21 protein-coding genes are annotated in these 25,164 nt (G+C 66.4%); 4 read left to right on the plus strand and 17 right to left on the minus strand.

The window, feature by feature from the left end; translation table 11 throughout:
- The first annotated feature begins 11 nt into the window (after positions 1-11).
- From IGS60_RS13160 to IGS60_RS13170, 3 genes are read left to right on the plus strand one after another with little or no spacing between them, the layout of a single operon-like run.
- Positions 12-1,157: an acyl-CoA dehydrogenase family protein gene (locus IGS60_RS13160; RefSeq protein ID WP_230504837.1), complete on the plus strand. Its 1,146-nt coding sequence runs from the start codon at positions 12-14 to the stop codon at positions 1,155-1,157.
- A complete protein-coding gene (locus IGS60_RS13165) occupies positions 1,154-1,642 on the plus strand; it encodes a MaoC family dehydratase (RefSeq protein WP_230504839.1) in 489 nt (162 codons plus the stop codon). The genes IGS60_RS13160 and IGS60_RS13165 overlap by 4 nt, the downstream gene beginning before the upstream one ends.
- Entirely contained in the window at positions 1,635-2,090 is a 456-nt protein-coding gene (locus tag IGS60_RS13170) for a MaoC family dehydratase (RefSeq protein WP_070222902.1), read from the plus strand. The genes IGS60_RS13165 and IGS60_RS13170 overlap by 8 nt, the downstream gene beginning before the upstream one ends.
- Positions 2,091-2,440: 350 nt before the next feature.
- On the opposite strand, the gene IGS60_RS13175 is transcribed toward IGS60_RS13170, so the two are convergent.
- The 17 genes from IGS60_RS13175 to IGS60_RS13255 all read right to left on the minus strand — a co-directional run bounded on the left by IGS60_RS13175 (position 2,441) and on the right by IGS60_RS13255 (position 23,247).
- A complete protein-coding gene (locus tag IGS60_RS13175; RefSeq protein ID WP_230504841.1) occupies positions 2,441-3,364 on the minus strand; it encodes a diguanylate cyclase in 924 nt (307 codons plus the stop codon).
- The gene (locus tag IGS60_RS13180; protein ID WP_230504843.1) at positions 3,361-7,845 is read right to left on the minus strand and encodes a PAS domain-containing protein; all 4,485 of its coding nucleotides are present in this window, start codon (positions 7,843-7,845) and stop codon (positions 3,361-3,363) included. Before IGS60_RS13180 ends, IGS60_RS13175 begins: the two co-directional genes overlap by 4 nt.
- 233 nt (positions 7,846-8,078) lie before the next feature.
- The gene (locus IGS60_RS13185; RefSeq protein ID WP_230504846.1) at positions 8,079-8,444 is read right to left on the minus strand and encodes a NirD/YgiW/YdeI family stress tolerance protein; all 366 of its coding nucleotides are present in this window, start codon (positions 8,442-8,444) and stop codon (positions 8,079-8,081) included.
- 27 nt (positions 8,445-8,471) lie between these two features.
- Entirely contained in the window at positions 8,472-9,044 is a 573-nt protein-coding gene (locus IGS60_RS13190) for a prepilin-type N-terminal cleavage/methylation domain-containing protein (protein ID WP_070291219.1), read from the minus strand.
- Between the two features lie 88 nt (positions 9,045-9,132).
- A complete protein-coding gene (locus tag IGS60_RS13195; RefSeq protein WP_230504848.1) occupies positions 9,133-9,852 on the minus strand; it encodes a hypothetical protein in 720 nt (239 codons plus the stop codon).
- A complete protein-coding gene (locus IGS60_RS13200) occupies positions 9,852-10,625 on the minus strand; it encodes an ABC transporter permease subunit (RefSeq protein WP_368858615.1) in 774 nt (257 codons plus the stop codon). Before IGS60_RS13200 ends, IGS60_RS13195 begins: the two co-directional genes overlap by 1 nt.
- The gene (locus IGS60_RS13205; protein ID WP_230504850.1) at positions 10,625-11,335 is read right to left on the minus strand and encodes a type II secretion system protein; all 711 of its coding nucleotides are present in this window, start codon (positions 11,333-11,335) and stop codon (positions 10,625-10,627) included. The genes IGS60_RS13200 and IGS60_RS13205 overlap by 1 nt, the downstream gene beginning before the upstream one ends.
- The gene (locus tag IGS60_RS13210) at positions 11,332-12,066 is read right to left on the minus strand and encodes a hypothetical protein (protein ID WP_230504852.1); all 735 of its coding nucleotides are present in this window, start codon (positions 12,064-12,066) and stop codon (positions 11,332-11,334) included. The genes IGS60_RS13205 and IGS60_RS13210 overlap by 4 nt, the downstream gene beginning before the upstream one ends.
- Positions 12,063-12,479 carry a hypothetical protein gene (locus tag IGS60_RS13215; RefSeq protein ID WP_230504854.1) on the minus strand — a complete coding sequence of 139 codons (417 nt, stop codon included), beginning with the start codon at positions 12,477-12,479 and terminating at the stop codon, positions 12,063-12,065. Before IGS60_RS13215 ends, IGS60_RS13210 begins: the two co-directional genes overlap by 4 nt.
- Positions 12,476-13,159 (minus strand): hypothetical protein, encoded by a 684-nt coding sequence (locus IGS60_RS13220; RefSeq protein WP_230504856.1) that lies wholly within the window; start codon positions 13,157-13,159, stop codon positions 12,476-12,478. Before IGS60_RS13220 ends, IGS60_RS13215 begins: the two co-directional genes overlap by 4 nt.
- Positions 13,156-14,724 (minus strand): hypothetical protein, encoded by a 1,569-nt coding sequence (locus tag IGS60_RS13225; protein ID WP_230504858.1) that lies wholly within the window; start codon positions 14,722-14,724, stop codon positions 13,156-13,158. The genes IGS60_RS13220 and IGS60_RS13225 overlap by 4 nt, the downstream gene beginning before the upstream one ends.
- Positions 14,725-14,745: 21 nt before the next feature.
- Positions 14,746-15,951 (minus strand): type II secretion system F family protein, encoded by a 1,206-nt coding sequence (locus tag IGS60_RS13230; RefSeq protein WP_230504860.1) that lies wholly within the window; start codon positions 15,949-15,951, stop codon positions 14,746-14,748.
- Entirely contained in the window at positions 15,951-17,654 is a 1,704-nt protein-coding gene (locus IGS60_RS13235) for a GspE/PulE family protein (protein ID WP_070224563.1), read from the minus strand. Before IGS60_RS13235 ends, IGS60_RS13230 begins: the two co-directional genes overlap by 1 nt.
- A 7-nt stretch (positions 17,655-17,661) precedes the next feature.
- A complete protein-coding gene (locus IGS60_RS13240) occupies positions 17,662-19,080 on the minus strand; it encodes a tetratricopeptide repeat protein (protein ID WP_230504862.1) in 1,419 nt (472 codons plus the stop codon).
- Positions 19,077-21,029 (minus strand): pilus (MSHA type) biogenesis protein MshL, encoded by a 1,953-nt coding sequence (locus IGS60_RS13245; RefSeq protein ID WP_070220286.1) that lies wholly within the window; start codon positions 21,027-21,029, stop codon positions 19,077-19,079. Before IGS60_RS13245 ends, IGS60_RS13240 begins: the two co-directional genes overlap by 4 nt.
- 107 nt (positions 21,030-21,136) lie before the next feature.
- Positions 21,137-22,522, minus strand: a complete 1,386-nt coding sequence (locus IGS60_RS13250) for an ExeA family protein (protein WP_230504864.1) — start codon at positions 22,520-22,522, stop codon at positions 21,137-21,139.
- On the minus strand, positions 22,519-23,247 hold the full coding sequence (locus tag IGS60_RS13255; protein ID WP_230504866.1) for an ABC transporter ATP-binding protein: 729 nt from the start codon (positions 23,245-23,247) through the stop codon (positions 22,519-22,521). Before IGS60_RS13255 ends, IGS60_RS13250 begins: the two co-directional genes overlap by 4 nt.
- A gap of 213 nt (positions 23,248-23,460) precedes the next feature.
- Between IGS60_RS13255 and IGS60_RS13260 the strand changes: the two genes are divergently transcribed.
- Positions 23,461-25,164: a GspE/PulE family protein gene (locus tag IGS60_RS13260; protein ID WP_070291524.1), complete on the plus strand. Its 1,704-nt coding sequence runs from the start codon at positions 23,461-23,463 to the stop codon at positions 25,162-25,164.

The raw sequence follows: 25,164 nt of genomic DNA on the forward strand, positions 1-25,164 counted from the left end.
AAGGAGACGACATGGACTTCCAATTCAATCAGGAACAGCAGCAATTCGCCGACGCGCTCCGGCGCTGGGTCGACAAGGATTACCCGTTTGAGACGCGGCAAACCATCATCCATTCCGCCACGGGTACGTCCGATGCCGCCTGGGCCACCCTGGCCGAGCTGGGCATGACGGCCTTGCCGCTGCCGGCCGCCGCGGGCGGTTTCGACGGCACGGCCGTCGACATGCTGCTGGTGATGCAGGAACTGGGGCGTGGCCTCGTGGTCGAACCGTATTTCGCCACCGTGCTGGGCGCGCGCTTCTTGACCCTGGCGGGCGGCCATGATGCGGTGCTGGAACAGGTGGCCAGCGGCAGCCTGAAACTGGCTTGCGCGCTCGGCGAGCGGCAGTCGCGCCACGACCTGCACGACATCGCCACGACGGCCACGGCCAGCGGCGACGGTTTCGTGCTCGACGGCGAGAAAACCGTCGTCATTCATGGCGCCCAGGCGGATTCTCTGATTGTGTCGGCGCGCAGCGGCGGCGGCCAGGATGAGACGGAGGGCATTTCGCTATTCCTCGTGCCCGTCGACGCGCCCGGTGTTTCCGTGCACGACTACCGCACCATCGACGGCCAGCGCGCCGCCACCGTGACCCTCGTGCAAGTGGTGCTGGGGCATGACGCGCTGGTCGGACAAAAGGGGCAGGGCTGGCCTGTGCTGGACGCGGCGCTCGACTATGGCGCCGCCCTGCTGTGCGCGGAAGCCGTGGGCGCCATGGACGCCATCTTTGCCGCCACGCTCGACTACTTGAAGACGCGCCAGCAGTTCGGCGCGCCGATCGGCAAGTTCCAGGCCCTGCAGCACCGCATGGCCGACATGTTCATCCACCTGGAGCAAGCCCGTTCGATGGCCATGCTGGCCGCCGCCAAGGCCGATAGCGACGACGCGTCTGAGCGCCGCCGTACCGTGTCCGCCGCCAAGGCGCGGGTGGGCCTGGCCGCCACCTTTGTCGGCCAGCAAGCCGTGCAATTGCATGGCGGTATGGGCGTGACGGACGAATTGCCCGCCGCCCATCATTTCAAGCGCCTCTCCATGATCGCCCTGACCCTGGGCGACGTGGACCATCACATCGAGCGCTTTATCGCCCAGCCGGGCTTCTTGCCGACGGAGACCGCATGACCGCATCGACCGCTATCGCCCCGAAACACTGGTATTTCGAAGACTTTACGCAAGGCCTGGAAATCGACCTGGGCCAGCGCCACGTGACAGAAAAGGAAATCATCGCCTTCGCCACGGATTTCGACCCGCAGCCGTTTCACGTTGACCATGCTGCGGCGGAAAAGACCATTTTCAAGGGCGTCATCGCCAGCGGCTGGCATACCTGCGGCATGATGATGCGGCTGGTGGTCGATAACCTGCTCAAGCATTCGTCCAGCATGGGCTCGCCCGGCCTGGACAGCATCCGCTGGCTCAAACCCGTGCGCGCAGGTGACACCCTGCAACTGACCTACCAGGTCAAGGAAGTGCGCCCGTCCACCTCGAAGCCGGACCGCGGCATCGTCATTTCCGTGTGGAGCGTGCGCAACCAGCATGGCGAAGTGGTGACCACCGTCGAAGGCATGGGCATGTTCGGGCGCCGTCCGGCAGGAGAGCACCATGCGTGATATCGCCGGCATCGCCGGTTTCCAGGCCTTGTCGGGACAGCACGTGGCCGTCTCCGACTGGCTCACCATCACGCAGCAGCGCATCGATACCTTTGCCGACGCCACGGACGACCATCAGTGGATCCATGTGGACGCCGAGCGCTGCGCGCGCGAGTCGCCGTACGGCTGCACCGTGGCGCACGGTTTCCTGACCTTGTCCCTGTTGCCCGCCATGCTACAGGGTGCGCTGCACATGGCCGGCATCCGCATGGCCATCAACTATGGCCTGAACAAAGTGCGCTTCCCCGCGCCCGTGCCCGTCGGCAGCCGCCTGCGCGCGCGGCTCGACATCCTCTCCGTCGAGGACGTGCCGGAAGGGGCGCAAGTGAACTGGGCCGTGACAATGGAGAGGGAAGGCGACACGAAACCCGTGTGCGTGGCGGAATTTTTGATGCGCTGCTATCCCTGAGCGGCAAGCTGAGCCCACATCGCAGGTCGGCGTAGGTCGGCTTAGCCCGCAGGGCGTAAGCCGACATGTGGCGGCATCGTGCGGCAGTCCGACAGGCAGCCGTGCGCTCCTGCGCGTGCGCCGGATGTACGCTGGTGGCGCGCCGGCGCTTTCCGGCGAAGGAGTGAATGATGTCTAACAATGCAAGCAGCGGAAACAGCGGCGCTGGCAAGGGCGCCGCCAAAGGTAGCAGCGCTACGGGCAGAGGTCGCGGTCCCGGCAATGCGGGTGGCTGGCCCAGCACGACGGGACGGCCATCCGGCGGCAAGCGGTCCAACGGCCCGCCCGCAAAGGGCCGATAGTCTGCCTGATTACTCCCCCTCCGACGCGCAATACCTGTCCCGCCCCGTCTGCTTGGCGCGGTACAGCAGGGCGTCGGCGGCGCGGATCAGGGCGCTGGGGTCCATGCCTTCCGTGGGCATGACGCTGGCCATGCCCAGGCTGACGGTGACGTGCGGGCCGGCGCTCGATCTGGCGTGGGCAATTTGCAGCGCGCGCACTTCGTCGAGGATGCGCTGGGCCACCACTTCGGCGCCGTCGCGCGTTTCCTGCGGCAGCAGGATGATGAATTCCTCGCCGCCGTAGCGCGCCAGCAGGTCGGGCGGGCGCACGGCGCAGCGGCGCAGGGCGTCGCTCACCTGCTGCAGGCACAGGTCGCCCGCCTGGTGGCCATACGTGTCGTTGTAATCCTTGAAGTGGTCGATATCAGCCATGATGAGGGCCATCGGCACGCCGTCGCGCGCGCAGCGCCGCCATTCGCTGTCCATCGTGTCATTGAAGCTGCGCCGGTTGGCCACGCCCGTCAGCGTATCCGTCAGCGACAGCTCGCGCATGGCGTCGGCCTGCCGCTTGATGGTCAGCTGGCTGCGCACGCGGGCCCGCACGACGGCTGCGTTGAACGGTTTCGTGATGAAATCGACGGCGCCCGCTTCCAGCGCCCGCGTCTCGTCCTCGGGCTGGTTCAGGGCCGTGACGAAAATGACGGGAATGGCGCTCAGGATGGCCGATTCGCGCAGCGCATTGCAGACGGCGTAGCCATCCATGCCGGGCATGACGGCGTCGAGCAGGATCAGGTCCGGCAGTTGATTATGCGCAATCTCCAGCGCCTTCTCTCCGCTCAGGGCGAACAGCACCTCGTGTTCCTCGCGCAGCAACTGGTGCAGGATCTGGATGTTTTCCATGGCGTCATCGACGATGAGGATGCGCCCGTTCATGGCAAGGTTGGTCCAGCTCACTTGTTTTCCTCTCGTTTCAGCTGATCGAGCACGAGTTTTTCCGCTTCGGAAAAATTCAGGGTTTCGATCGCGTTGGCCAGCGCCAGGGCCGCTTCCCGGTCTGATTGTTGCAGGGCGGGGTGCAGCGCGTGGAATTGGGCCAGCGCCTTCAGGTTATTGTTGCGGATCAGGACAAGCAAGTCGGCCAGGCCGGCGCGCAGGTCGGGCGGCGCGCTGCCGGGTGCGGCGGGTGCACCCTGCCCGCGCCGCAGGGGCGAGGGCAGGGTGCGCGCCGCCTCGATGACTTCGGCCATCGCCAGTTCCAGCTGCCCCAGCAAGGCGGGTGTCGCGTGCGATTGCGCCGTTTTCAGCGTTTTTTCCGCCTCGCCTGCCAGGCTGGCGACGTGGGCGGCGCCCAGGTTGGCCGCCACGCCGCACACGCGGTGCAGCAGCTGCGCCGCCTGCCGCGTCTGGCCGGCGGCCAGCAGGCGCCGCGTGTCCTCGACGGCGTCGCCTTGCGAATTTTCAAAGCGCTTGAGCAGGGCCAGGAAGGCGCCGTAGTCGCCGCCGAAGCGGTGCAGGGCCGCCGCCAGGTCGATGCCGGGCACCGTGGCCGGCACATCGGCCATCCACGCGACGGCGTTCGCGGCCGGCATGGCGCTGCCGCCAGTGCCCGCACCCGGCGGCGCCGGCACCAGCCGGGTCAGGGTCTCGATCATGTCGTCGACATCGATGGGCTTGGCCACATGCGCATTCATGCCGCTGGCGATGGCGCGCAGACGGTCCTCGTCCATGGCATTGGCCGTCATGGCGACGATGGGCAGGTCCGGCAAGCCCAGCGCGCGGATGGCCAGGGTGGCGTCGTAGCCGTTCATGACGGGCATCTGCAAATCCATCAGCACCACGTCCCAGGCGTCCGGTGTGCTCGTGAGCAAGTCGACGGCCAGCCGGCCGTTGGCGGCCACGGCCACGCGCGCGCCCGAGTGCAGCAGGATGTACTGCGCCACTTCCTGGTTGATTTCATTGTCTTCCACCAGCAGGACGCGCATGCCTTCCAGCAAGCCCGACAAGGGCGTGGACACGGGCAGCGCGGAAGGAGCGCTACGGCCTTCGCGCACGGCCGTCACGGCCGCCAGCAGGCGTGCCGGGGTGGCCGGTTTCGAGACGATGCCGGCCAGCATCAGGCTGTCGGCCAGGCGTTCGAGGTTTTCGCTGTCCTGGTCGGCCACCAGCATGATCACGGGCGGCAGCGCCAAGAGCGCATCGGCGCGCGCCTCGGTGAGCATGGAAATGCCATCCATGCCTGGCATGGCCGCGTCGAGCAGCACCAGGTCTGCCGGCGGCAAGCCGTCCGGGCCACCGGCCTGGCGCAGCAAGGCCAGGCCGGCCGCGCCGCTGTCGGCGCTGCGGCTGTGCCAGCCCTGCGCCGCGCACCAGTCTTCCAGCATGGCGCGCACGCTGGCGTTGTCGTCGATGATCAGCAGCGACAGGGCCCTGGGCGCGCCCTTGCGGCGCGGCTCGTGCGGCGCCGCCGCCTTGCCGAAGCGGCAGCGGAAGCGGAAGTCGGAACCCTGGCCCAGCGCGCTTTTCACGCTGAGCTGGCCGCCCATCAATTCCACCATGCGCCGGCAAATGGCCAGCCCCAATCCCGTGCCGCCGTATTTGCGGCTGGTGCCGCTGTCGCCCTGGGAAAACGCGTCGAAGATGCGTTCCTGCTCGGCCGCGCCGATGCCGATGCCCGTGTCGCGCACGGAAAACTCCAGGGTCACGCTGGCCGCATCCTCGGCCGCCATGCCGATGGACAGGACCACTTCGCCATGCGAAGTGAATTTGACGGCGTTGCCCACCAGGTTGATCAGGATCTGTTCCACGCGCAGGGCGTCGCCGATCAGCTCGTCCGGCACGCCGGGGGCCAGCACGAACACGGGCTCCACGCCGCGCGCCCAGGCGCTGCTGGCCAGCAGCACGCCGACGCTGCCGAGCATGCGTTCGAGCTGGAAGCGCCGCTGTTCCAGCACCATCTGTCCCGCCTCGATCTTGGAAAAATCGAGCACGTCGTTGACGATATGGAGCAGCGACTGCGTGGCCATCTGGATCTTGCCGACGTAGCTGCGTTCGCGCCGTTCCAGCGGCGACTCTTCCAGCAGGCGCGCCAGGCCGATGATGGCGTTCATCGGCGTGCGGATTTCATGGCTCATGTTCGCGACGAATTCGCTCTTCGCCGTGCTGGCCGCCTCGGCCTTGTCGCGCGCGCGCACCATTTGCTCGTTGAGTTCGTGCAGGCGCAATTCCGTGCGCTTGAGTTCGGAGACGTCCGAGGCCAGCACGAAGAAGCCGCGCACGCCGCCGCTGTCGTCGACGTCGGGGATGTAATTGGTCCACGTATGGCATACCTGTCCCGTGGGGTCGAGCAGGTCGCGCTCGAAGCTTTGCGGCCGGCCCGCCAGCACGCCCTCGACGTGGGGCGCATACACGTCGAACAATTCCTGCCCCAGCAATTCGCTCATGTGGATGCCGGCCAGCTCGGCGCTGCTGCGGCCAAACCATTCGTTATAGAAATTATTTGCGAAGCGGCAACGCAGATCGGCGCCCCAGTACGACACCATGCCGGGCAGGTTGTCGGTGACGGTGCGGATGAAGCGCTCGCTCTGTTCCAGGCGCAAGGTGGTGGCGTGCAGCACCTCGGTGGCGCGCTTGCGCTCCGTGATATCGATCGATACCCCCAGCACGTGGCTGGCGCGCCCCGCGTCGTCGCGCAGCACCACCTTGCGCGTGGTGAAGTGGCGCGTGGTGCCGTCGGCCGTGTTGATCGGCTCCTGGTCGATTTCCACCATCTGCCCCGTGGCCAGCAGCTTGCGGTCGGCGCTGACGAAGGCGGCCGCCTGCTGCGGCGGGAAGAAGTCGTGATCCGTCTTGCCCAGCAATTGCTCGCGCGAGCGTCCCAGGGTCAGTTCCGCATGGCGGTTGACCATTTCAAAGCTCAGCTTGTCGGCGCGCTTGACGAAGACCATGGCCGGGATGTTTTCAATGATGGTGCCGAACAGGTGCTTCGAGCGGCGAAATTCCGCTTCGCTGCGCTTGCGCTCGCTAATGTCCAGCCACAGGCCTGACACGCCCAGCAACTGCTGCTCGGGGCCGAAAATCGGGTGATACGAGACGATCCAGTGACTGAGCTGCTCGCGCTGCCGCCCGCCATGACCCTGCAACTCGAGGTCGACGATGGGCGATCCCGTCTCGAGCACCTGGCGCACGCAGCGTTCCACCTCCATGCGCACGGCGTCGTCGAACAGCATGGCGCCCACGGGACGGCCCAGATGCTGCGCCACGCTGGCCCCGTGGATGGCGGCCAGGTACTGGTTGATCATGACGACGCGCAAGTCCAGTCCCACGAACAGCATGCCGATGGGCGCCGTCGCGTAGACGGTTTCCAGCAGGCGCGTGGATTTTTCCAGGGCCAGGGTGCGCTCGCTCACCAGGCTTTCGAGCTGTGTGCGGTGGCGCCGCAAGTCGCGTTCCAGCGCGCCCAGCGCGGCTGCCATGTCGGCCGATTCGCGGTCCGTGTGCTTGTTCGAAAGCAGGGGTTTGCCTTGCGCCAGCGCATGGATCTGCACGGTCAGTTCCTGCAGGGTGCGGGCCAGGCGGCCGCCCACACGCCAGGCCAGGGCAAAGCCGGCGCCCAGCAGCAGGGCCAGGATGAGGGAGCCGGTGACGACGGAGCGCAGCAGGGCTTCGGCCACCGTGCTGGTGCGGATGGTGACGGCCACCGTCCAGGCGTCGTCCGGCGCGCGGCGAAAGCCCGTATACACGTCGATGCCTTCCAGGGTGGCGTGGCGCAGCACGCCTTCGCGCTGCTGGCGTATCTGCTCCAGCAGGGGGGCCGGGCTGCGCTGGCCCACATAGCGCTGGGGCGCCAGGGTGCGCGCCACGTTGATGCCGTCGGCGTTGACGATGGCCGCGCCCAGGTAGGCCGGCAGGTGCAGCTCGCGCAGCAGCAAGGGCAGGTAGTCGGGCGGGTACAGCGCCGTCAGCACATAGGCGGGTCCCTTGTTACGCGGCAAGCGTTGGTTCAGGGCCAGCCGCGGCACCTCGTCCGGCGACGTCAGCAAACTGGTCAGCCGTGGCTTGCCGTAGTCGCGCGCGCGGTCCATGCTGGCGGCCCATTTTTGCGGCAAGGGGGGCGGTGTCTGGCCGGCGGGCAGCGATGTATTGATGAGCTGGCGTCCCTTGGCGTCGGAGACGATGAAGGCGCTGACGGCCAGGCCCGGCTGCAGCAGGTTGCCGGCCAGGGCGCGCAGGGCGCCGATATCGTCGTCTTGCAGGGCGGGCGAGGCGGCCAGCAGGCGCGCGGCCATCTGGGCGCCGCTCAAGTCGCGTTCGATGGCGGCGGAGACGGCGCGCGCCGCCTGCGCCGTTTCGCTGACGACATGGTCGCGTTCGCGCGTGTAGCTTTGCGCCACGAGCAGGAGAAACACGAGGGCCGTCGGAATGACCCAGGCGAACACCAGCCATGAAATTCTTGAGCGTATCGAAGGCAAATCTTGCACCCGGAAAGCTCCCAGAATGGATGAGTCGACAGGCAGGCTCACGCTGGCGCTGGCTGACCTTGAATGAAAAGATGCTAGACGAAATTGATTGTTCTGACAAGCCTAGTTTCTTGGATGGAAAAAAGGTTGCGCAAGGCATACAGAAGGGAGGTGACGCCCCTCCCGCCGTGGCGGCGGGAGGGCAGGAAAACTTAGGGGACCACGGTCAGCACGTCGACATCGATTTCCGGGCTTTCCATGAAATCCTTTTCCACTTCGCCGCGAATTTCCACGCGGGTCCTGGCGTCGATCTGGCGGTTCATGAAGACCTTGTCGTCGATGTCCACGCGGATTTCCGCCGTGCCGTCGGAAAACGTGTATTTCTCGTTCCCCACTTTGCGCAGCAGGTGGCCGCGCAGCACGACGGCCTGGTCGTCGACGGGATTTTTCAGGATGGCGGCCACATTGCCGGGCGCGGCAGGGCCGGCCGTCGGGCCCACGTACTGGGCGTGCGCGCTGCCGGCCAGCAAGGCGCAGGCGGCGGCCAGGGAGACGATGAGTTGGCGGTGCAGTGGCATGGTATTCCTTCGATAGTGACTGGCGGCTCAGAAAAAGACGGCGGTGCGGGGGATGATAGCACCGGTATTGCCATAGGGCATGTTCGCCCGGACGCTGCCCGTGCTGGCCACGCCATCGTCGAGTTTGCTGTCGATCTGCTCGGCGTAGCCTTCGGGCAGGTTGTCGAAACGGATGCCGTTGCCGGCCCGTCCGCCCACTTCATCGTTGTACAGGTAGACGGCGCCGCCCTGGGCGCTGGTCATGAATTGCGAGGTGCCGTTGAACGAGCCGGTAATGAAGCCGCCCAGCGCAAGGTGCTGCGGCGCCAGCGTGAATTCGCGCGGCTGGCCGTCGCCGATCTGGCCGTCGCCATTGCCGTTGCCGGCCGAATTGGGCACGTGCACGGTGCCCTGGATATCGTCGCCGGGCAGGGCGCGGAATTTGTCCTGGTAGGCGTTGACGGCGGCCGTCAGCGCATTCGATTGCTGGATGATGTTTTTCACCTTGGCGCTGTCGATCAAGCCTTGTCCCTTGAGCACGCCGCCGAGCAGCAAGCCGATGATGACCAGGACGATGGCGATTTCTACGAGCGTAAAGCCGTGCTGGCGGCGTGGGAGCATGGGGATTTCCTTGGAAAAAAGTGCTGGGGACTGGTATGGCAGTTTACTGCAATTGGCGCCGCGCGCGCACGGCATGTCGGACGGTGGCTCACGGCGCCGCCTTTTTCTTGTCGGCCAGTGCATCGAGCTTGCGCGCGAGGAAAGCGAGTTCGTGCGGGTCGCTGATCTGGCCGCTGGCGATCAGGCCGCCGATCACCAGGCGTGCGCTGTCGAGCTGGTCCATGTCTTCCAGGATGAACGCTTCCATCTCGCGCACCCAGGCTGGCACTTGCGGCCCCGTCGCCAGCCGGCGCAACTGGCGTGCATAGGCGAGCGCCAGCGGCAGGTCGTGCAACTGGTGTTTGGCCACCAGCGCCGCCTGCGCCATGGCGGGCCAGCGGTGCTGCGGGTCGGCGGCGAAGCTGGCGGCGACGAAGGCCAGCATGCGCCGCGCGCGCTGCGGATCGGCCACGCCCGCGTACACTTCGCTGGCGGCCACCAGCGCGTAGCGGCTGCGCGGGTCGAGCGTTTGCGCCGTCTCCAGCCAGCCGGCCAGGCGGTCATAGTCGAGCTTGCGCCACGGCAGGCTGACGCCGGGCTGGTCTTCGAACGATTGCAGGTACAGCAGCATGGCCTTGGCCATGGCCAGCGGCTCGCCCAGGCTGGCCAGGCGCGCCACGGCTGCCGGCGGCGCGGCGGGCAGGGGCCGCGCCTGTGGCGGTGCCTGCTGCTGCGCCAGGCGCCAGCCCAGCTGCAGCAGCAGGCAGGCCGCCAGCAGCCAGCACAGGGGGCGCGGCACGCTCGACCAAGGACGCTGGGCGGCGGCCATCAGATGTTCCTGCGGTAAAAGTCGCATAGCGCGCAGCTGGCCAGCAAGCCGACATAGATGGCCGTTTGCGCTGCCACGCCGGCCAGGGTTTGCCAGTCGCCGGTCGCGTACAGCAGCCACTCCGTGCGCGCAAAGGCGTCGAGGCGGGGCAAGAGCAGGGCCAGCACGTCGATGGCGCCAGCCGTGGCCTGTTGCACCAGGGAGTCGCCCGCCTGCGGGCCGTGCGCGAGTAACTGCAGGCTGCCCAGCATGCGCGCCAGCACATAAAAGCCGCTAGTGGCGGCCAGCGCGGGCAGGGCCTGCTGCAGGCTGGCCGCGCACAGCAGGCTGAAGGCGGCGACGATCCACAATTCTCCCAGCAAGGACAGCGCCCACAGCGCGCTTTGCGCGGGCGCGGCGAACAGCGCCATGAGCAGGCCGAACAGCACGGCGGGCACGGCCGCCAGCGCCCCGTAGCCCAGCAATTTGCCCAGCAGGTAGGCTGCGCGCGGCATGGGCAAGGCCAGCAGCAATTCCAGGCCCCGGTCAGCCGCTTCGCGCGCCATGCTGGTGATGATGAACGTGGCCAGCAGGAAGACGCCGGCCAGGCGCAAGGCGGCCGCCAGCAGCGCCGCCTGCACGGCGCCGCTTTCCGTCAGCGCCAGTTGCTGCAGGAAGCCGGCCAGGCCGGCGGCGGCGCAGGCGGCCAGCACGAACAGCCACGGCAGGCGGCTGCGCAGCGCTTCGAGCAGCGTGTAGCGGGCGATGGTGAGGGCGGGCCAGAGCATCGGCATCAGCGGGGCAGCCTTTGCGCCGCCACCATGCGGTTGAACAGGATGTTCGGCGACAGCCAGACGACGATATCGTCGAACTCGCCGCCCGGCTGCTGCGGGCCGCTGGCGGCGCGGCTGATGACAGTGGTGGCGTTCGATGCATTGTTGCGCTCGTCGACATTGTTGCTGAAAGGAATAGCCTGGCGCTGGCCCTGCACGCCCGTGGCGCCAAAGCCGTTCTTGCCGTGCGACATGATCATGGCGGGGATGTCCCTTAACGCCGTCGCCTGCAGCAGCGCGCCGCCATTGCGCGTGACGATGCTGATGTCGCGCGGCGTGCCCAGGTTGAATTGCTGCTCGCTGTCGCTGAAGGCGGGCGTCACGCTGTAGCGGAACAGATTGTTCCAGCTGTCGCCCTGGCGCAGTCCCAGGGTGGCCCAGGGCAGGAAGCCCGCACGTTTTTCGCCCGTGCAGCGGGCGCCGCGCCGGTCTTCCAGGCCATTGCCGGCGGAGATGGCGGGACACGGCAGGTAGCCGTAGCGCAGCGCAAAGCCCGTCAGCGCTTCCTTCGCTTCATTGAGCGCCTGTTGCGTCTCGGCCACCTTGCGTTGTTCCAGCTGCACCGTCAACGGCGTGACCAGGCCGCCGATCATCAGGCCCACGATGACGAGCACGATGGCGATCTCGATCAGGGAAAAGCCGCCCTGGCGGCGCACATGGCGGGCGCTCATGGCAGGTTGCGCGCGGCGCGCATGCGTTGATACAGGGTGGGCAAGGTAATCCAGGTGAGCATGTCGTCAAAGGCGCCACCGGGCGGCGTGGCAAGGTCGGTGGCGGGGCGGTTAATGAAGCGGCGGCTGGCGCTGTCGTTGGCGGCTTCGTCGATATTGCCGCGCGCCGTGTTGATCTGCGCCACGCCGCTGGCGGCCGTGCCGTAGTGATCCTTACCTTGCGAGAACAGCACGACGGGCAGGCATTGGGCGCTGACGTCGCACTGGTCCTGTCCCGCCACGTAGGCGAGTTCACCGCGGCCGTCGCGCGTGAGCACGACTCTGTTGGCGACAGCGGAAAACGAGACGATGGGGGCGCGCGCCATTTCCGGCGTGACGCTGTAGCGCAGCAGCTTGCCCCAGGCATCGACGCCGTCCACGCCCAGTGCCACCCACGGCAAAAAGCCGCTGCACTCGGCGTCGCCGGCGCAGTCGGCGGGGCGCTCGCGCCCGTCGAGGGCGGACGCGGCCGGACGGGGCAGGCGGCCATTGGTCGCCGCAAAGCCCAGCAAGGCGTCGCGCGCCTGCGCCAGGGTGGCAAGGGTGCGCTGCTGGCGTTCGGCTTCGCCCGTGTTGCGCCCGAAGGCGCCGATCAGCAGGCTGGCCGTGCCCAGGCCCAGCACGGCCACCAGCAGCAACAGGGCGGCGCCGCGCTGGCGACGAAGTTGGCGATGCGGTTGGTGAGGCGTCATGGCGGCGCCTCGGTGACCGTGCCGCTGGCCGGGTCGTAGCGCTGGCCGGGCTTCAGCAGCACCACTTGGCCGTTCGACAGGCGCAAGGTCAGGGCGCCGGGCGTGCCGGACTTGTCGCGCGCAAGGCGGTTGTGCGGTTCGTTTTGCGTTTCCTGGTTCAGCCAGACGGTAGAGCGGCCGCTGCTGCGCTGCACCACGCCATTCAATTCCACGGGCGGGGCAGGCGGCGGTGGCGGCGGCGGGGCCGGGGGCGCCGCCAGGGCAGGATCGGGCGCCGGCGGGCCGTAGCGCTGCGCGTCGAGCTGGGCGCGCTGGTCGGGCGACAGGAACAAACGGCCCAGTTGCGGCGACTGTGCCTGGGCCGTGAGCGCGGCGCCGGCCAGCAGCGCACACAGGACGAGGGTGGTCCTCATGGCCGCCCCGGCACGGGCGCGCTGCCCAGGGTCAGCCACAGCAGCTCGCATTCGGCGCCCACGGTGGGCGCAACTCCGCTGCCTGGACCGGCCCCGGCCGCAGCGTGGCGCTTGAGCGTGCAATCCTGCACGGCGAAATAGCCGGCCTGGCGCAAATCGTCCAGCAGGTTCAGCAAATCCATCTCGTGCAGCAAATCCATCTGCAGGCGCATGCGGCTGCCGCGCAGCTGATATTGTCCCATCACCATGGGCAACGGTACTTGCAGCGCTTGCTGCGGGCTGATGTCATAGCTGATCGGCAGCAGTTTGCGCTGTTCCTGGCTGCGGCGGATGGCGTCGATCCAGGCCAGGCGGTTTTCCTCGCCGATCAGGCCGCGCTGGCGCAGGGCCAGGAATTGCGGTTCGTAGGCGCGGATTTCCTGCTTTTCCGCCTCCGCATGGTTGAACAGGAGGGCGGCCGCCGAACGCGTGCGCTGGGCCAGGTCCAGCTGCTGCGCTTCACGCGCCCGGTAGGCGGCACTCAGGCTCAGCAGCACCACGCTGGCCAGCAAGGTCAGCGCAAAGCACAGCAGGGCGCGGCGTATCAGATGCAGTTCGCCCAGCCAGGCCGGCAGCGCGCGCGCGGGCGTGCCGCTCCGTTGCATGCCGGGCAGGGGCGGCTGTTTGACGGGGCCGCTCATGGCTGCCACGCGAGCAAAAGGGTGAAGCGGGCCTGGCTGGCCGGCGCCGGCACGGCGCTCTTGCCGGACAGGGCCGCGCTGGGGCGCAGGTCGAGCGGCGTTTCCTCGATCGTCACCTGCATGCCCGGCTGGCGCGCCAGGGTTTGCGCGAAGGCCGTGATGGCCGCCAGGGCCGCGCGGTAATCGTTGTTCGGCATGGCCACGTCCGCTTCCAGGCGCAAGGCCTGCGGCGGCGCGACGGGAATGCCGGCCAGGGCGCTGCCGGCCGGTGCGCCCGTACTTTGCTGCTGCTGTGGCGGCGTCTGATTGCTCGCCACGCGCGCGGGCGCCTGGCCCGCATGCCAGTGCAGCTGGCCCAGCGCGACTTGCGGCGCCTGATCCAGTGCGGCGCTCAGCATGCCCAGCAGCCGGCCCGGCTCCGGCGCCTGGCTGGCGATCATGTGGCCCAGGGTCACGGCCACTTTCATGTTCTGCGTCTTGGCCGGCGCCGGCGGCTGGGTCGACATGACGCTGCGGTAGCGCTCCTGATAGGACGCCGTTTCCTGCGCCAGGCGTTCGATGGCGGCCCCGTCGGCTATGCCGCCGAGCAAGTTAATCGCGCACCACAGGGCCGCCGATGCGCCGATCAGCGTGCTGGCGCCATACAGCGTCTTGCGCGCGCGCTGGAAATGGTAGTAGCGGGCCAGCGCGCCGGGCGGATAGTGGCTGGACGGCGGATGCTTGCCCAGCAAAGTCAGCAGCAATTCGTCGGCCAGCGCCGGCGTGCGGCGCAAGCCCACCCGTTCGCCCGCCAGCTGCAGGTCGATGAAGTGGTAAGCCACTTCGACGCCGTTGTCGCACAGCAGTTCGAGCTTGGCGATTTGCGCGGCCGGCGCCAGGATGACGGTATTCAAGACGTCGCCGCGCGCCAGCATGCGCGTGCTGGTGAGAAATTGCCGCGTTTTTTCCGTTTCCAGCGCAATATTCACGGCCACGCCGTCGAGCGCGATGGTGGCCGTCTGGCGCGAAAAGCGCAGCTGGCCCTTTTCATAGTAGCTTTGCCGCAAGCCGCCCGACTGCTGCGTCACCAGCAGCAAGTGTTCGTGCGCGATCGACAGCTTTTTGACCAGCGCGATACTGAGCAGGCTGGTCGAATAAATGCCGGCCACGGGCACGCGCAAGTGCTCGAGCGCCTCCGTCCATGGCTGCAGCAAGGACGGGTTGGTCAGCGCAAAGAACAGCACTTGGTCGTCGTGGCGGCCCGTGCTTTCACGGCCCAGCAGGGTGCTGCCCCGATAGGGCGTGTCGCGGTGTAATTGCTGCTTGCGCCGCTCCAGCAGGGCCCGGCCCGCCTTGCCGCGCACGTGGGGCAGCAGCTGGCGCTGGAAATCTTCCTCGATCAAGTCCGTCAGCAGGTAGGCGGGCACGTCCAGCCTTTGCCCCTGCGGATCTTCCAGCCACGCGGCGAAACCGTCCAGCCCGGCCGCGCTGGCGGGGAAGGCCTGGCCCTGGCCCAGCACGCCGTGGTCCCAGTCGTAGGCGCACAGGGCATCGCTGGTGATGTAGAGTAATTGTTTGCGGAACACGGCGGTCTCAGGTCTCGGGTCTCAAGTTTTCATCGTGCTGATGGTGTCGTAGATCGGCCCCAGCACTGACAGCATGATCCAGCCCAGCAGCAGGCCCAGGATGACCGTCATGGCCGGCTCGATCATGGCCTGCACTTTTTCAATCAATTCCTTCACTTCGCGGTTGTAAAAGTAACTGACATTGCGCAAGGCCGTGTCCAGCGAGCCCGTGGCCTCGCCCACCTTGAGCATGCGGATCACCAGCGGCGGGAAGATGCCCGTATGCTGGAAGGCGGCGGTCACGCCATGGCCTTCGCTGATCAGCTGGGCGGCGCGGCGCAGGCCGGCCGCCACCACCTGGTTGCCGGCGATGCCTTCGGACAGGCGGATGCATTCGAGTATCGTGATGCCGGAAGCATACATCAGGGCAAAAAACGTGGCGAAGCGGGCCAGGATGATCTTGTGCAGCACGGGGCCGACCAGCCACAGCCGCAGCTTCAAGCCATCCCACGCGTAGCGGGCCGCCTCGCTGCGGCGGATCAGGGTGCGCAGGCCGAAAAACAGCAGCACGGGCAAGGCCAGCAGCACATACCAGTAATCGATGAACACATTCGATACAAAGATCAACACGCGCGTGTGCAGCGGCAGCTCGCCGCCCATGTTGCGGATGAAGGCCGTCAGCTGGGGTACCAGATAAATCATCAGGAAAAACGTCACGCCCGCCACCACCAGCGCGACGATGACCGGGTACATGACGATCTTGCGCGTTTGCGAGGCCAGCTCGTCCTGCCACTTCAGGCTTTCCGACAGGTTCTTGAACACTTCGGCGATCTTGCCGCTCTGTTCGCCCGCCAGGATCAGGCTGGTAAACGTGGCGTCGAAGATGTCGCCATGCTGGGCCAGCGCGCCCGACAGCGGCAAGCCGCCTTCGATGCTTTCGATCAGATCCGTGACGACTTCGCGCAGGCGCGGGTGGTCCGTGCTTTCGCGCAAGTCGTTCAAGCCTTCCAGGATGGGCACGCCCGCACCCGTCAATTGTTCCATGTGGAAGCAGAAGTTGATCAGGTCGCGGCGGTGGATGACCCGCTTGCCCAGCAGCACCAGATACTGGCCCGTGATCTTGCAGTCGATCAAGTCCAGCTGCATGCGGTGCAGGCGCGCTTCCAGGTCCGGCACGTTGGCCGCCTCCATGCTGCCGGGAATCAATGCGCCGGCGGCATCCATGGCGCGGTAGACATATTGCGCCATCAGGCCAGCCTTTCCGTCAAGTCGACCACGCGGCCCACTTCTTCCAGGGTGGTCACGCCTTCGAGCACGCGGCGCACGCCGTCGTCGACGATGCCCTTGAAGCCGGCCGCGCGCGCCGCGTTCTTCAATTCGCGCGAACTGGCGCGGCGCGCCGTCAATTCATCGAGTTCAGCCGTCATCTTGAGGATTTCCATGATCGCCAGGCGGCCCTTGTAGCCCTGGTGCGCGCAGCGCTCGCAGCCGACGGCGCGGCAGATGGAGGCGGGCGCATCGCTTGTTGCCAGGCCCAGCAGGCGGCGTTCGACGTCGTCGGCGATCACCGTTTCCTTGCAATGCGGACACAAGCGGCGTACCAGGCGCTGCGCCACGATGCCGATGATGTTGCCAGCCATGATGTCGGGCAGGATGCCGATGTCGAGCAGGCGCGCCACGGAACCGATGGCCGAGCTCGTATGCAAAGTGGAATACACCTGGTGGCCCGTCATGGCGGCGGCAAAGGCCATTTCCGCCGTTTCGCGGTCGCGGATCTCGCCCACGAGGATGATGTCCGGGTCTTGCCGCATCATCGAGCGGATGCCGTCGGCAAAGCCCAGCTTGACCGATTCGTTGACGGAGGTCTGGCGTATCATGTTCATCGGATACTCGACCGGGTCCTCCAGGGTCATGATGTTGACGCTTTCCGTATTGATATGGTTGAGTATCGAATACAGGGTGGTGGTCTTGCCGCTGCCCGTCGGGCCCGTCACGAGGATCACGCCGTCGGGACGGGCGATCATCAGTTTGAGCAAGTTCAGTTCCGCTTCGGCCAGGCCCAGCCCGTCCAGCGGGACGATGCCCTTTTGCCGGTCCAGCACGCGCAGCACGACGTTTTCGCCATGCGTGGTGGGTTGCGCGGACGCGCGGAAGTCGATTTGCCGACCAGAAAACTTGATGCTGATGCGCCCATCCTGCGGCGCGCGCGCTTCGGCGATATTCATGTTCGACATCACCTTCAGGCGCACGGCCATGGCCGGCCAGTACGATTTGTGCAGGCTGCGGATTTGCCGCAGGATGCCGTCGATGCGGTAGCGGATGCGCAGGAACGACTGTTCCGGCTCGAAATGGATGTCCGAGGCGCCGTTCTGCACGGCGTCGGCCAGCAGCGCGTCGATCAGGCGCACCATGGGCTGGCTGTATTCGTCCGACGGCGAGGCCATGCTCTGGTAGCTGACTTCGCCCGTTTCGATTTCGTGCAGGATGCCGTCGATCGACAATTCAAAACCATAGTACTGGTCGATGGCGCGCGAAATGTCCGATTCGTTGACGAGCACGGTGGAAATCGTGATGCCCTTGACCAGCATGGCGCTGATCTGGTCGAGCGCGACGATGTTGCTCGTGTCGGCCATGGCCAGGATCAGGTTGTCCGCCTGCCGCTCGTAGACGATGGGAAAGACACGGTAGCGCTTGGCCACGTCCTTCGGAATCAGCTTCAGGGCGATGGCGTCGACAACCAGGCTCGACAGGTCCGCGCTGACCTGTTTCAGGTTTTCGCTGAGGGCCTCGCGCACGGTGGCTTCCGTGACGAAGCCCAGGGTGATCAGCAGCTTGCCCAGCGGTTCGCTGCTGCGCCGCTGCTCGATCAGGGCGATGCGCAACTGGTCTTCGCTGATCACCCCTTTCTGGATCAGCAATTTGCCCAGCGGAAGTTTTGCCTGTTCTGCCATGTAGTGCTTATTCCTGACGGGGTGGGATGGTGACGGGCTCGGCCGGGGGCGGTGCTGCCGGCGCGGGGGCCGCCAGTTCGCGCAAACGCGTTTGCACGACGGCCTGGTCGAAGGCGGCGGGCGTGGTTTGCGCCAGGGTCAAGGCGCGCTGGTAATACGTGGCGGCCAGCTTGGGCTGGTTCAACCGGTCCAGGCCGACGGCCAGGTTGAAGGCATAGTCGGGATTGCCGGGCGCGGCGCCGTAGGCGCGGAAAAACTGCTGCTGCGCTTCGTTCCAGCGGCGCTGCTTGGCATACACATTGCCCAGGGCAAACAGCACGGGGCCGCTGTCGGGGGTGCGGGCCAGGATGGCTTTCAGCCTGGCTTCGCTCTGCACGACGTCGCCCTGGCGCAGGCCGATCAGCCCGGCCAGCGCGACGCCATCGTCCGGGTTTATCTCGAGCAAGCGCACGTACAGCGATGCCGCCTGCGCGCCCTGGTTCTCGCGCAGGGCCACGGCCGCCAGGCCCAGCAGCGCGTCGCGGTTGTTGGCATCCTGCCGCAGCACGCTTTCATATTGCTGGCGAGCAAGGCCCAGCTGGCCCCCGTTGAAGGCCTGGTAGGCTTGCTGCACGCCTGGGTTGATTTGCGGCGCCGTATCGTTGCGCAGCACCTGGATCTGGCTATTGTCGGGCGCGGCCACCGGTGGCAGGCTGGGCTGCGCAGGCGGCGGCAGTTGCGCCAGCTGGGCGGCCACGGCCGCTTGCGCGGCGGCCTGGATCATCGCCTGCTGTTCCGCCGCGCCGGCCGGCGGGCGCTGTTCGCGCGGCGCGTCCTGCGGCAGCGGGGCGGGCGCCGGGGCGTCCGGCAGGACGCCGCCGGCCCCAGGCAGCACCACGATGGGGCCGGCAACGCCGGCCGTGCCCGGGGCGTCCGTCAGCGGCATGGGTACGCCGGGCAGGTTGGCGCCCGCGCCGGGGCTGCTGCTGGCGCGCCAGTACCAGTACGCCATCGATCCCGCCACCAGCAGCAGGATCGCCAGCAGCACGGCCAGGCGCACGGTGGCCGGGTCGACGCTGATGGGGCCGGTGGGGCCTTTCGGCGGCGGATTGCTGCGGCTGGCGCGTGGCTTGGCGGGCGGCGGTTCCGGACGGGCGCGCGGCGGCTCGGGGGGCGGGCCAGGTTGCGTGCCTTGCTGTGAACCGGGCTGCGCGCCGCTGGACTCGGGCTGCGGCGCGGGAGCGTCCTGCAGCGGTTCCAGGCGCAAGCTGCTTGCCGGCTGCGCGGGCGGTGGCGCGGCAGGCGCGGGGCGGGGCGGCAGGGCGTCGGCCGGCGCCAGTTCCAGCACCTGGTCGTAGGCTTCGGACGGCTTTTCCAGTTCTTCGTCGGAAAGGCTGTTCTGCTTGGCGCGCTCGGCTTTCTTGAGCGCCTGCATCAACAAGCTCATGGGACGTCTCCCTGCAGGCGTGCCTGCGGCTGGACGGCTGGCGCCGGCGGGCCATCCGTGTACGGCTGGCTGTTGAGCGGCGCCTGGCCGGGCAGCAGGTAACGGTAGTCGCGGTAATCGCCTTCGATGCTGGCATCCTTGACCACGACGGGGCGCATGAAGATCACCAGCTCCGTCTTGCTGCTTGCCTCATTACGATAGGTAAACAAATTGCCCACGACGGGCAGGCTGGACAGGCCGGGCACGCCATCCTTGGCATTGTCGATGGAATCCTGCATCAGGCCACCCATCACGGCGATCTGGCCATTGCCCACTTTCATGATCGATTCCAGCTCGCGCGCCTGGATCACGGGCACGCGGCTGATCACGCTGGCCGTGGCCAGGGCCGGATTCGGGTCTTGCACATAACCCACGATGCGCGTAATGGTGGGGCGCACATTGAGCGTCACTTCGTCGCTGTCGGAAATCTGCGGCGTGACGCTCATGACGAAGCCGACGGGCACCGTTTCCAGTTTCGACTCATAGGTGGCGGGCGTGGTGATGGTGCCCGTCGAACTGATCACGGCGGGCGTCACCTTGATGGTAAAGAAGACATTGTTGTCGACCACCTTCAGCATGGCCGTTTGATTGTTGAGCACGCTGATCTTCGGGCTGGACAGCACTTTCACCTTGCCGAACGATTCGAGCAGCTGGATGGTGGTCCTGAAACTATCCTTCATGTAGTTGAGCACGAAGATGCCGGGCGACGTACCCGGCAGCACGCCGCTGGGCAGGGGCAGGGTGCCGACACGGCCCTGGTTCAGGCTCAGGCTGCCCGTCAGGCGCGACCAGTTGATGCCTTGCTGATATTCATTGCTCAGGCGCACCTCGATGATGGTCGCCTCGATCAGCACTTGCCGCTTGGCGCTATGCAACACGGCGTCGAGGAATTCGGCGATCTTTTCGTGCTGGCGACCCGTGGCGCGCACGGCGATCAAGCCGCCTTCCACGTTGACGACGACGGACGAGGGGCTGCCCTTGTTGGCCAGTTTTAATAGCGGCAGGCCGTTCGCGTCGAGCTGCTGGCCAGGATTCGCATTCTGGTTGGGTGCCTGCTGGCCTGGCGCATACTGGCCGCCAGTCTGCATCGGCGCCTGGCTGCCGTATTGGTTGCCGCCCTGATTCTGCTGCTGGCCCGGTTGGCCTGGCTGACCCGCTTGTCCCTGCTGGCCTGGCGTATTGCCCTGTGCGGCCGTCAATTGCTGGTTCAGCTGCGCCAGCGGGTCGACCTGCACGTCGTTGAGCGTGGTGTCGCGCAGCAGGTCGCGGATATTTTTTTCCAGGCTGTACCAGAAGTTATTTTCCGAACGATTCACGACCAGGGTGGTCGAATTGTTATTGCCGTTGCCGCCGCTGCCTTGCGTGCTGCCAACGGGATTGCTGGCGTTGTTCGACCCGCCGCCCGCCGTGGAAATTTGCGTAGCGATATTCACGCTGCTGTTGGTGCTGCGCGCGATGTTGACGTAATCGATCTTGTAATTGCGCCATACGGGGGCGTCGGGCAGCACCGTCAGGTTCTTGCCATCGATTTCGTAGCGCATATCGACTTGCTTGCCGATACGTGCCAGCAATTGCGGCAGGGTCTGGTTCAGCGCATTCAGGGTGACGCTGCCTTCGATCTGCGGGTGGATGTCGATATTCATGCCCGCGTCGCGCGCCAGCGCAAACAGCAGCGATTGCACGGGCACCTTGTGCACGGTGACGCTGTAGGTTTCCACTTTGGGCGCGGGCAAGGGCGCGGCCAGCGCGCTGCTTTGCTGCACCGGTTCGGGAATGGCGCCGCCGGCGACGGGCGCGGTATTGAGGTGGGCAGGCGACAGCGGCATTTGATGCGTGGCGCAGCCGGACAGCACGGTGCCGCAGGCGAGGGCGACCCAGGAGGCCAGCACAGGAATAGGGTGTTGATTCATGAAAAGTTCGCCCTTGGAGTCGTGTTGTGCCTTTGCAATTTTACCCAGCATGATCGCCTAAAATCAATCGGCTGTGCGGGCTCCGGAGGCAATATACCGAAATAAAGTCAGGGGCTACCACGCGTCGTTTGTAGCGGTGCCGTGGCTTTCATTTCCGTACGGATACTATCTATGTCGTTCAGCAATATTTTCTGTGGCGACGAGGGGGCCAGCCTCGCCCAAACGGCTTCGGCGCTGGCCCGGTCGGCGAAGCTGCCGTAGACGATGTCCAGGCGCGCGATGGCGTTTGCGGGCGCTGCGCCAGGCAGGCGAAACACGTGAAGATCGCGCAGGCCGATCGCTTGCTGCGCCTGCTGCAGGAAAGTTTCCGCCGCGGCCGTTTCGGTGGCGGGCAGGCTGGCGATTTGCAGCACCAGTTGCTGCGGCCTTTGCCGTGTCAGCCAGTCGCGCGATTCGGCCAGCTTGCTGTCGAGCAGCGTCGACGGCGCCGGCAGCGGTGCGCGTGGGACGGCAGCCGGGGCCGAGATAGCCGCCGTTTGGCCCGGTACCAGCCATTGCCACAGCAGTGCCGCAGCCAGCAGCAGCATCAGCGCGCTCAAGACGCCTGCCAGCAGCTTGCCCGCATGCCAGGGCGGGCGGTGAAAGGGGCTGTCGGCAATGGCCAGGCGCACGTGGCGCGCGCTGATTTCCTGCGCATCGTCCGCAAACGCGGCCAACAAGGCCTTGTCGGCCAGGATATTGACCCTGCGTACGATGCCCTGCGCCGCGCGCGCCAGCCGGCGCAGGGCGGCAGGCGTAAAAACGAGCGGCGCCATGCGGCCGGCGGCGGCCAGGCGGCACGCCAGATAATCGTTCAGCAAGGCTTGCGGCAGGCGCGGCACGGTGAAACTGTGGGTGATGCGTTCCTTCAATTGGCGGAACTGGGGCAAGTCCAGGGTGTGCTGCAATTCCGGCTGGCCAAACAGCACGATTTGCAGCAGCTTGTGGCTGGCCGTTTCCAGGTTCGTCAGCAGGCGCAGCGCTTCCAGGGTGGCGCCCGGCATGGCTTGCGCCTCTTCGGCCAGCAGCACCACCTGGCGCCCGGCCGCATGCCTGGCGATCAGCTCGCCGTGCAGGGCGCGCAGCGCGGCATCGGCGCGGCATCCGTCCAGTTCCAGGCCCAGTTCGGCAGCGATGGCGTGCAGGACTTCGTCCGGCTCCAGGCAGGGATTGAGCAGGTACAGCACGTCGACCTGGGGCGGCAGGCGTTCGGCCAGCATGCGGCACAGCATGGTCTTGCCGCTGCCTACCTCTCCCGTCAGCTTGATGATGCCTTCGCCTTGCGTGACGGCATACAGCAGCGCATCGAGCAGTTCGCCCCGCGTATTGCCGGGATAGAAAAAGGCGGGGTCCGGCGTGATGCCGAACGGCGCCGTGCGCAAGCCGAAATGGCGCAGATACATGCCGTGCGGCGAGGGCGCGTAGTGGCTGGAAACCTGCGTGTCGGTGTTCATGCCGCGATGCAATTGAGAAAAGCCTGCTCCAGGCTGGCGTCTTCCGTACCGCCATGGCGGGCGCGGCATTCGGCGGGCGTGCCCGCAAATACGATGCGGCCCGCATGCAGGATGGCCATGCGGTCGCACAATTCTTCCACATCGGCCAGCGCATGCGAGGTGAGCAGGGCGCCGCGGCCCTGCGCATGCGCTTGCCGCAGCACCTGCTTGAATTGCGCGCGCGCCTTCGGGTCGAGTCCGCTCATCGGTTCATCCAGCACCAGTTGCGGCTTGCCCGACAGCAGGCAGGCGGCCAGCCCCAGTTTCTGCATCATGCCTTTCGAATAGGCGCGCGCGGGACGCAGCAAGGCGTCCGGCGCCAGGTCCAGCGCGTCCAGGGCTTGCTGCACGGCGTGCGCATCGGGCCGCACATCGTGCAGGCGCGACAGGTAGCGCAGGAAGTCGCCGCCCGTCAGGTAATAAGGCGCCTGGAAACGTTCCGGCAGAAACGATAGCGGCTGGCGCGCCGCGCCGTGCCGGTGCGGCCGGCCGAAAATGGCGATCTCGCCCCGCTCGGGCGTGCAAAAGTCGAGCAGGCATTTGAGCAGGCTCGTCTTGCCCGCGCCATTTACGCCGACCAGGCCGAACAGTTCACCCGCGCGCACCTGCAGGTCGACGCCGCGCAGCACGGCGCTGCCCGCCAGTTGCAGATGTACGTTGTGGAACTCGATGGCGCAGGCGTTCATAGGGGCAATGGTCGGCAGCGAAGACGGTGAACGACCGCCATTATTGCCATGGGCGCAGGCGGGCGGCAAGTGTTTCCTTGCATCGTGTTGAAATGCGCAAAAATCAAATGATGGAATGTATTTTCTTTAAGAAACAACAGGTTCTGGAATAAAATGCCTGTGCGCGCCGCAGGCGTGTATCTTCTGTGAAATTTGTTTGTCGAGGAGTAAGCAATGGCAAGGCCAGAGAAAGTCCGGCTCGGTGAAATTTTGGTGCAGCAGAAGTTGCTGACGGAAGAACAGTTGGGCCAGGCCTTGACGGAACAGAAGCGTTCGGGACGCAAGCTGGGCCGCGTTTTTGTCGAGCACGGCTTCGTCACGGAAGAGCAGATTTCGGGCGCGCTGGCGCGCCAGCTCGACATTCCCTACATCAATCTGAAGTTTTTCAACATCAATCCCGAACTGGTGCGGCTGCTGCCGGAAACCCAGGCGCGCCGCTTCCGCGCGCTGGTGCTGGAAGACCGTCGCGAGGGCTTGCTGGTCGGCATGTCCGATCCCACCGACCTGTTCGCGTACGATGAAATCTCACGCCTGGTCAAGCGCCAGATCGAGCTGGCCGTGGTCAATGAAACGGAAGTGCTGGCCGCCATCGACCGCATCTACCGCCGCACGGAAGACATCTCCACCCTGACGCGCGAGCTGGAGCAGGATCTGGGCGACGTGTCCGTCGACTTCGGCGCGCTGGCCGCCAACCCGGGCCTGGAAGAGGCGCCCATCGTCAAGCTGCTGCAATCGGTGTTCGAGGATGCCACGCAGGTGCGCGCCTCCGACATCCACATCGAGCCGCAGGAAGGCCGGCTGCAGATCCGCTTCCGCATCGACGGCGTGCTGCACCTGCAGACCGAAGCGGACAGCAAGATCGCCAGTTCGCTGGCGCTGCGCCTGAAACTGATGTCGGACCTCGATATTTCCGAGAAGCGCCTGCCGCAGGACGGCCGTTTCGCCATCCGCGTGAAAAACCAGCGCATCGACGTGCGTATTTCCACCATGCCGACGCAGTACGGCGAATCGGTGGTGATGCGTCTGCTGAACCAGGGCGGCACGACCTTGCGCCTGGACGCGATCGGCATGCCGCCCAAGCTGGTGCAGCAGTTCCGCGCCATCGTCAGCCGCCCGAACGGCCTCGTGCTGGTGACGGGGCCGACCGGCAGCGGCAAGACGACGACCCTGTACTGCGCCTTGTCCGAACTCAATTCCGTGGAAAAAAAGCTCATCACGGTGGAAGACCCCGTCGAGTACCGTTTGCCCGGCATCAACCAGGTGCAAGTGAACGACAAGATCGAACTGAACTTTGCCAGAGTGCTGCGTTCGGCCTTGCGGCAAGATCCCGACATCGTGCTCGTCGGCGAGATGCGCGACCAGGAAACGGCGCAAATCGGCTTGCGCGCCGCCATGACGGGCCATTTGGTGCTGTCGACCCTGCATACGAACGACGCCATCAGCACGCCGCTGCGCCTGATGGACATGGGCGTGCCCCGCTACATGGTGGGCAGCTCGCTGCAAGCCGTGCTGGCGCAGCGTCTGGTGCGCGTGATCTGCGAAAGCTGCAGCACGCCGTACCAGCCCACGCCGAACGAATACGAATGGCTGCGCCTGGAATTGGGCGAGCTGGTCGAGCGCAACCAGTATTTCCACGGCAAGGGCTGTTCGCATTGCAATGGCATGGGTTACCGGGGCCGCACGGGCGTGTACGAATTGCTGGAAATTACGCGCGCCGTGGCCGATGCCGCCAACCACGCCGATCCATCGCACTTCATGAAGGTGGCGACGGCGCAGATGGCCGGCGACACCTTGCGCCGCCACGCCGTGCAGCTGGTGGTGCAAGGCCGCACGACGGTGATGGAAGCGATGCGCATCAGCAACCAGAGCGAGGATTGA

Source organism: Janthinobacterium sp. FW305-128 (assembly GCF_020858135.1).
GTDB lineage: Bacteria > Pseudomonadota > Gammaproteobacteria > Burkholderiales > Burkholderiaceae_D > Janthinobacterium.

Excerpts from the sequence above, each read along its gene's own strand:
- IGS60_RS13165 (WP_230504839.1), top strand. The coding sequence starts at position 1,154 with ATGACCGCATCGACCGCTATCGCCCCGAAACACTGGTATTTCGAAGAC.
- IGS60_RS13215 (WP_230504854.1), bottom strand. The coding sequence starts at position 12,479 with ATGAGGACCACCCTCGTCCTGTGTGCGCTGCTGGCCGGCGCCGCGCTC.
- IGS60_RS13260 (WP_070291524.1), top strand. The coding sequence starts at position 23,461 with ATGGCAAGGCCAGAGAAAGTCCGGCTCGGTGAAATTTTGGTGCAGCAG.
- IGS60_RS13185 (WP_230504846.1), bottom strand. The coding sequence starts at position 8,444 with ATGCCACTGCACCGCCAACTCATCGTCTCCCTGGCCGCCGCCTGCGCC.
- IGS60_RS13235 (WP_070224563.1), bottom strand. The coding sequence starts at position 17,654 with ATGGCAGAACAGGCAAAACTTCCGCTGGGCAAATTGCTGATCCAGAAA.
- IGS60_RS13240 (WP_230504862.1), bottom strand. The coding sequence starts at position 19,080 with ATGAGCTTGTTGATGCAGGCGCTCAAGAAAGCCGAGCGCGCCAAGCAG.
- IGS60_RS13190 (WP_070291219.1), bottom strand. The coding sequence starts at position 9,044 with ATGCTCCCACGCCGCCAGCACGGCTTTACGCTCGTAGAAATCGCCATC.
- IGS60_RS13170 (WP_070222902.1), top strand. The coding sequence starts at position 1,635 with ATGCGTGATATCGCCGGCATCGCCGGTTTCCAGGCCTTGTCGGGACAG.
- IGS60_RS13205 (WP_230504850.1), bottom strand. The coding sequence starts at position 11,335 with ATGAGCGCCCGCCATGTGCGCCGCCAGGGCGGCTTTTCCCTGATCGAG.
- IGS60_RS13200 (WP_368858615.1), bottom strand. The coding sequence starts at position 10,625 with ATGCCGATGCTCTGGCCCGCCCTCACCATCGCCCGCTACACGCTGCTC.
- IGS60_RS13160 (WP_230504837.1), top strand. The coding sequence starts at position 12 with ATGGACTTCCAATTCAATCAGGAACAGCAGCAATTCGCCGACGCGCTC.
- IGS60_RS13210 (WP_230504852.1), bottom strand. The coding sequence starts at position 12,066 with ATGACGCCTCACCAACCGCATCGCCAACTTCGTCGCCAGCGCGGCGCC.
- IGS60_RS13245 (WP_070220286.1), bottom strand. The coding sequence starts at position 21,029 with ATGAATCAACACCCTATTCCTGTGCTGGCCTCCTGGGTCGCCCTCGCC.
- IGS60_RS13195 (WP_230504848.1), bottom strand. The coding sequence starts at position 9,852 with ATGGCCGCCGCCCAGCGTCCTTGGTCGAGCGTGCCGCGCCCCCTGTGC.
- IGS60_RS13255 (WP_230504866.1), bottom strand. The coding sequence starts at position 23,247 with ATGAACGCCTGCGCCATCGAGTTCCACAACGTACATCTGCAACTGGCG.
- IGS60_RS13230 (WP_230504860.1), bottom strand. The coding sequence starts at position 15,951 with ATGGCGCAATATGTCTACCGCGCCATGGATGCCGCCGGCGCATTGATT.
- IGS60_RS13250 (WP_230504864.1), bottom strand. The coding sequence starts at position 22,522 with ATGAACACCGACACGCAGGTTTCCAGCCACTACGCGCCCTCGCCGCAC.
- IGS60_RS13220 (WP_230504856.1), bottom strand. The coding sequence starts at position 13,159 with ATGAGCGGCCCCGTCAAACAGCCGCCCCTGCCCGGCATGCAACGGAGC.